Raw genomic sequence first — 5,252 nt, 5'->3', positions numbered from 1 at the left:
CTATAATAATCCATGTTTATTTACCTTTCTATTACTATGACAGATGTTTCAAAAGGTCTTAATTGTGCATCTTAAGAAAAAAGGCACAACGTTTCTGTTTGTAGGAAACATTCATGCCTTTTTCATGGTGTTTTCATTCTAGGTTAGAATGGGAATCCTCCACCAAGTCCACCAAGACCACCTGTAATTGAATTCATAACAGAAGCTGATTCCTCTTCCATTTTACGTAGGGCTTCATTCGTTGCAGCTACAATAAGATCCTCAAGCATCTCAATATCATCTGGATCTACAACTTCTTCTGAAAGCTTAACAGATACAACTTCTTTTTTACCAGATACTTTAACAGTAACTGCTCCACCACCTGCAGTAGCTTCCCACTCTTTTGCTTCGATTTCTTTTGTCTTTTCTTCCATCTGCTTTTGCATCTTTTGTGCTTGCTTCATCAGATTGTTCATGTTACCAGGCATAGCTCCTGGAAATCCACCTCTTTTTGCCATATTAATATTCCTCCTATTTTCTAACTAATTCTACTTTAATTTTCATATTCTATATCAATGTTTTTGAATATCTTTGTTAAGTCAGGAAACTCATCCTTTTTTTCATTTCCGGTTTCCATTAGCTTTGTACGAATTGCTACTTTCTTACCTATCTTCGTTGCAATAGAAGCTTCAATTGCTTCAATGTGCTCTTCCTTCTCAACATAATCCTTATCTACCGCTTCCGTAAATATAAGAATTAGTTGATTATCTGGTCCAATACTAAGCTTTGCATTCAATAGCATCGGTTTTAAAGATCCTTGAAGTCCACCTATAATTGCTCTCCAATTCTGTACAACTTGTTTAATATCCTCTGATACTGCCTTCTCAAGGTCTTCCACAGATATCGATGGTGTAGGGTCCTGAGGCGCTTCTATGGGTGCATGCATATTGGTGTTTGATGCACCACTTGCTACAACCTGAACTCCATTTTGTAGCTGCTTTTCTATCTGATTTAACCTGTCCAGTATAGAATCATAGCTTCTTTCCATCTGTGGTTTGCATAATTTAATAACTGCTATCTCTACAAGGACACGTTTTTGTGAAGCATACTTTACTTGATTTGCAAGCTCTGAGAAGATTCGAATATATCTCATCAAAGCATCTGCTGAGATAGTACCCGCATTTTCTTTTAAATCTATCAAGTTCTCGGATGATATATCAATAATATCTTCCGCTGCATTTGATGTTTTAACTAAAAGTAAATTACGAAGATACCATGTAAAGTCTACTACAAACTGTCCAAGTTCTCTACCCTCAATTATAAGTTTTTCAATAAGTTCTATACATTCTGTAACCTTACCATCAATAATGTAACGCAGGAGAGTGGAGAATACCTGGGTATCAACAGCACCAAGTACATTAAGCACATTATCATAGGTTAATTTCTCACCAAAGTAAAACGCCATACATTGATCTAATAAACTTAATGCATCACGAAGTGCTCCATCTGCTGACTTTGCAATATAGCGAACCGCTTTTTCCTCTGCTTCTACTTGTTCTTTCTCCAAAAGCTCATACAATCTCTCTGTTATTATATCAATCGTAATTCGTTTGAAATCATAACGCTGACATCTTGATAAAATCGTTACAGGAATCTTGTGAACTTCTGTTGTTGCTAAGATAAATATAACGTAAGAAGGGGGTTCTTCTAATGTCTTAAGCAAGGCATTGAATGCTCCTGCTGAAAGCATATGAACCTCATCGATAATATATACCTTATAACGGCCCCTTGTTGGTGAATATTGTACTTCATCTATAATATCACGAATATTATCAACACCGTTATTAGAAGCTGCATCTATTTCAATTACGTTCATGGAATTCTGACTATTAATTTCTTTACACATGCTGCATTCATTGCATGGATTACCATCAATTGGGCTCTCGCAATTGACTGCCTTTGCTAGAATCTTAGCTATGGTTGTCTTACCAGTTCCTCTTGTTCCACAGAACAAATACGCATGTCCCACACGGTCAGATTTAATTTGATTTTTTAAAGTTGTTACTATATGATCCTGACCTTTGACATCTCCAAATTCAGTTGGTCGAAACTTTCTATAAAGGGCAGTATATGCCATACCCTGCACATCCTTTTCTAATACAATTATTTCTGTATCTTATTCTTATCTATATTATCATCTTTTACTTATCTTATAATAACAAAAGATATATGGTTTTGCAAATAACGTTTATTCACCAAAATTAATTCCTAAACTCTTTGCTTCTTTAATAATTGAAGCGTTAGGATCAACCATCTTTAATTTACCTGCTACATCTTCTAATGGTACTGGAATAATTTCACCATCGCGAAATCCTACCATATATCCGTATTGTTCCTTCTTAATTAATTCTGCTGCCGCTGCTCCTAAGCGTGTAGAAATCACACGGTCAAACGGACAGGGTGCGCCACCACGTTGTGTATGACCAGGTACCGTAATACGAATCTCTTGCCCTGTTCTTTCTTCAATCTCTTTCCCGATTTTATAAGAAATAGACGGATAAGGTGATTTCTTGTTTTTTGCTTTTCTCTCTTTTTTAGAAAGTGCCGCATCCTCTGTTGAGACTGCACCTTCTGCCACTGCTAGAATTGAGAATCTCTTTCCCATTGCTGTTCTTTTCTCTATCGCTTCTACCACCGAATCAATATTATATGGAATTTCTGGTATTAAAATAATATCTGCTCCTCCTGCAATTCCTGCGTGCAGTGTTAACCAACCTACTTTATGTCCCATTACTTCTACAATAAATACTCTACGGTGAGATGCTGCAGTTGTGTGAATACAATCTATTGCACTCGTTGCTATATTAACTGCACTTTGAAATCCAAAGGTAATATCCGTTCCCCAGATATCATTATCAATTGTCTTAGGTAATGTTACTACATTCAGTCCTTCTTCCCTTAGAAGATTTGCTGTCTTATGAGTACCATTTCCACCTAATATCACAAGGCAATCCAGCTTCATCTTCTTATAGGTGTCTTTCATTGCCTTAACTTTATCTAGTCCATTTTCATCAGGAGTACGCATATGTTTAAAAGGCTGTCTTGATGTTCCAATAATTGTTCCACCTTCTGTTAGAATTCCCGAGAAATCTTTTGGTTTCATTAATTCGTAGTTTCCATAAATTAATCCCTTATATCCTTCTAATACACCATATATCTCAATCTCTTTAGATTCATATGCTTCGTATAATGATTTTGCCACACCACGCATAGTTGCATTTAAACTTTGACAATCGCCACCACTTGTTAACAAACCAATCCTCTTCATATGCCGCTCTCCTTTTACTTTCTTCTTTCTCTGAGATTATGACTAAGTATTAATTATACTATAGTTAACATCTATTTTCCATACTAGGCTGGGAAAATAAATAAAGACCTATGAAACAGTATTGACTGCTTCACAAGTCTTATTCGTTAGTTATGCTTAAACATCTAACTTCATATCTCCAAATTTGATGTAGCCTTTTTTTCTCATGAATTCAGAAATTATTAGTGTTAAAATTGTTGGTAAAATAAAATGCAAAAGTGCAATTTTGATTAATACGATTGCTTGACTCTCTGTCCCTACCATTGTTTGATACGTCATAATTTGTCCTACAAATCCTGCTGTTCCCATTCCTGAACCAGGTGGATTATTAGTCATCTTGAATACCATCGTAGAGAGAGGTCCTAATATTGCACTCGTAATAATTGCAGGTAACCAAATTATCGGTTTCTTAACGATATTGGGCATCTGTAACATACTTGTTCCTACACCTTGTGCAAGAAGTCCACCCACCTTATTCTCTCTGTAACTTGCAACTGCAAAACCAACCATATTAGCACAGCAACCAACCGTGGCAGCACCAGCAGGAAGTCCGCTTAATCCTAGTACAAGTCCAATCGCCGCTGAGCTAATTGGTAGCGTTAAGAATATACCCATTAATACAGAAACTATGATTCCCATTATAAATGGTTGTTGTTCTGTTCCGATTTCTATTAATTTACCAAGCCCCGCCATAAATCCTGAAATTGGAGGCCCTACTAGCAACCCAATGATGCTACCTGATACAATGGAACACAACGGTGTTACAAGAATATCAATCTTAGTCTTACCTGATACGAGATGTCCTACCTCTATCCCTATGTATGCTGCAATGAATGCTCCAAGCGGTTCCCCAGGCTTAGCAAGATTCACTGCTCCATCTACAATTAACGATCCTTTCAAAATCTCACTGGCATATGCCCCTACCATACCGGCTGTAGCTGCTGATAGAACTACCAGTGGACTCTCCTTAAACTTATACGCTACACCACAACCAATTCCAGCGCCTGTAAGCACAGAAGCTACTGTTCCTAGTATCGTTAGCATACTACCTATTTCACTACCAATTAAGGAGCCTATTTGTTTTATAATGGTTCCTACAATTAATGTTGCGAATAAACCAAGAGCCATCCCACTTAATCCATCTATAAAGATACGATTTAAAAGTTTTTTCACTTTATCCATATTAAGTATCCCCTTCCTGTCTCATATGTATATATAGATTTGTAATTACAACTGTCTTGTCAGTTACAAGTAATTTATCATAGAAACCAAAAAATAGCAATGATAAATATTACTTTTATCATTGCTATTTATAGAGTATATGCTTGCCTGAGAGCATTCATTATTTAATATATATTATACTAAATATCCTTTTTCTCTTAACACAGCCTCAATCTCATCTAACGTAGCTTCACTATCAGCCTCAACTGTATGAAGATGAGTCCCATCTGTTAGGTCCTTGAGGGGAACTGTCTGCTTTTCTTTAACCTTCTTTACAAAATCATATACATCCTTACGACTCGACATAATTAAGTCCGTTCTTATCTCTCCATAGATATCATGCATTACAATGACATCTAAGACTTTACCACCATGATCCACAATAGAGCATAACTCATCTTGAATTTGATCATTCGTATGCTTTACCATAAAGCATCGATTAACCTTATTCTCTTCTTGATAATACAAGAGATATCCCTTCGTTGTAGATAATATATTCTTATTCACTGCACGTAGCAAAGCTATATCCTGGACGATAACCTGTCTACTGACACCAAGTTGCTTAGAAAGTTCAGATCCTGAAATTGGCTCATCTTTTCTATTCTTTAAGATAGAGATTAATTTTTCTCTTCTTTCTACACCCTCCATGACTATCCCCCCTAACCATTTTATTTTGATATTAATC

Annotated in this window: 5 protein-coding genes; all 5 read right to left on the bottom strand. The window is 36.2% G+C overall.

Annotated features, from left to right (window positions below):
- Positions 1-143 precede the first annotated feature (143 nt).
- A complete protein-coding gene (locus tag ACW2QF_RS04490; RefSeq protein ID WP_455714799.1) occupies positions 144-497 on the bottom strand; it encodes a YbaB/EbfC family nucleoid-associated protein in 354 nt (117 codons plus the stop codon).
- 35 nt (positions 498-532) lie between these two features.
- On the bottom strand, positions 533-2,116 hold the full coding sequence (gene dnaX / locus ACW2QF_RS04485; RefSeq protein WP_455714798.1) for a DNA polymerase III subunit gamma/tau: 1,584 nt from the start codon (positions 2,114-2,116) through the stop codon (positions 533-535).
- A 111-nt stretch (positions 2,117-2,227) separates the two neighbouring features.
- Positions 2,228-3,307, bottom strand: coding sequence for a 6-phosphofructokinase (locus tag ACW2QF_RS04480; protein WP_455714797.1), 1,080 nt, complete (start codon positions 3,305-3,307; stop codon positions 2,228-2,230).
- 156 nt (positions 3,308-3,463) lie between these two features.
- Complete coding sequence (locus ACW2QF_RS04475) at positions 3,464-4,528, bottom strand: PTS transporter subunit IIC (RefSeq protein WP_455714796.1); 1,065 nt, start codon at positions 4,526-4,528, stop codon at positions 3,464-3,466.
- Positions 4,529-4,702: 174 nt separating this feature from the next.
- Positions 4,703-5,252, bottom strand: a 550-nt coding sequence (locus ACW2QF_RS04470; RefSeq protein ID WP_455714795.1) for a 3H domain-containing protein, incomplete at its 5' end; no start/stop codon positions are given.

This window comes from Anaerosporobacter sp. (assembly GCF_965301125.1).
The sequence above is the reverse complement of the archived record's forward strand: the minus strand, read 5'-3'. Positions and strand labels throughout refer to the sequence as shown.

Excerpts from the sequence above, each read along its gene's own strand:
- ACW2QF_RS04490 (WP_455714799.1), bottom strand. The coding sequence starts at position 497 with ATGGCAAAAAGAGGTGGATTTCCAGGAGCTATGCCTGGTAACATGAAC.
- dnaX (WP_455714798.1), bottom strand. The coding sequence starts at position 2,116 with ATGGCATATACTGCCCTTTATAGAAAGTTTCGACCAACTGAATTTGGA.
- ACW2QF_RS04480 (WP_455714797.1), bottom strand. The coding sequence starts at position 3,307 with ATGAAGAGGATTGGTTTGTTAACAAGTGGTGGCGATTGTCAAAGTTTA.
- ACW2QF_RS04475 (WP_455714796.1), bottom strand. The coding sequence starts at position 4,528 with ATGGATAAAGTGAAAAAACTTTTAAATCGTATCTTTATAGATGGATTA.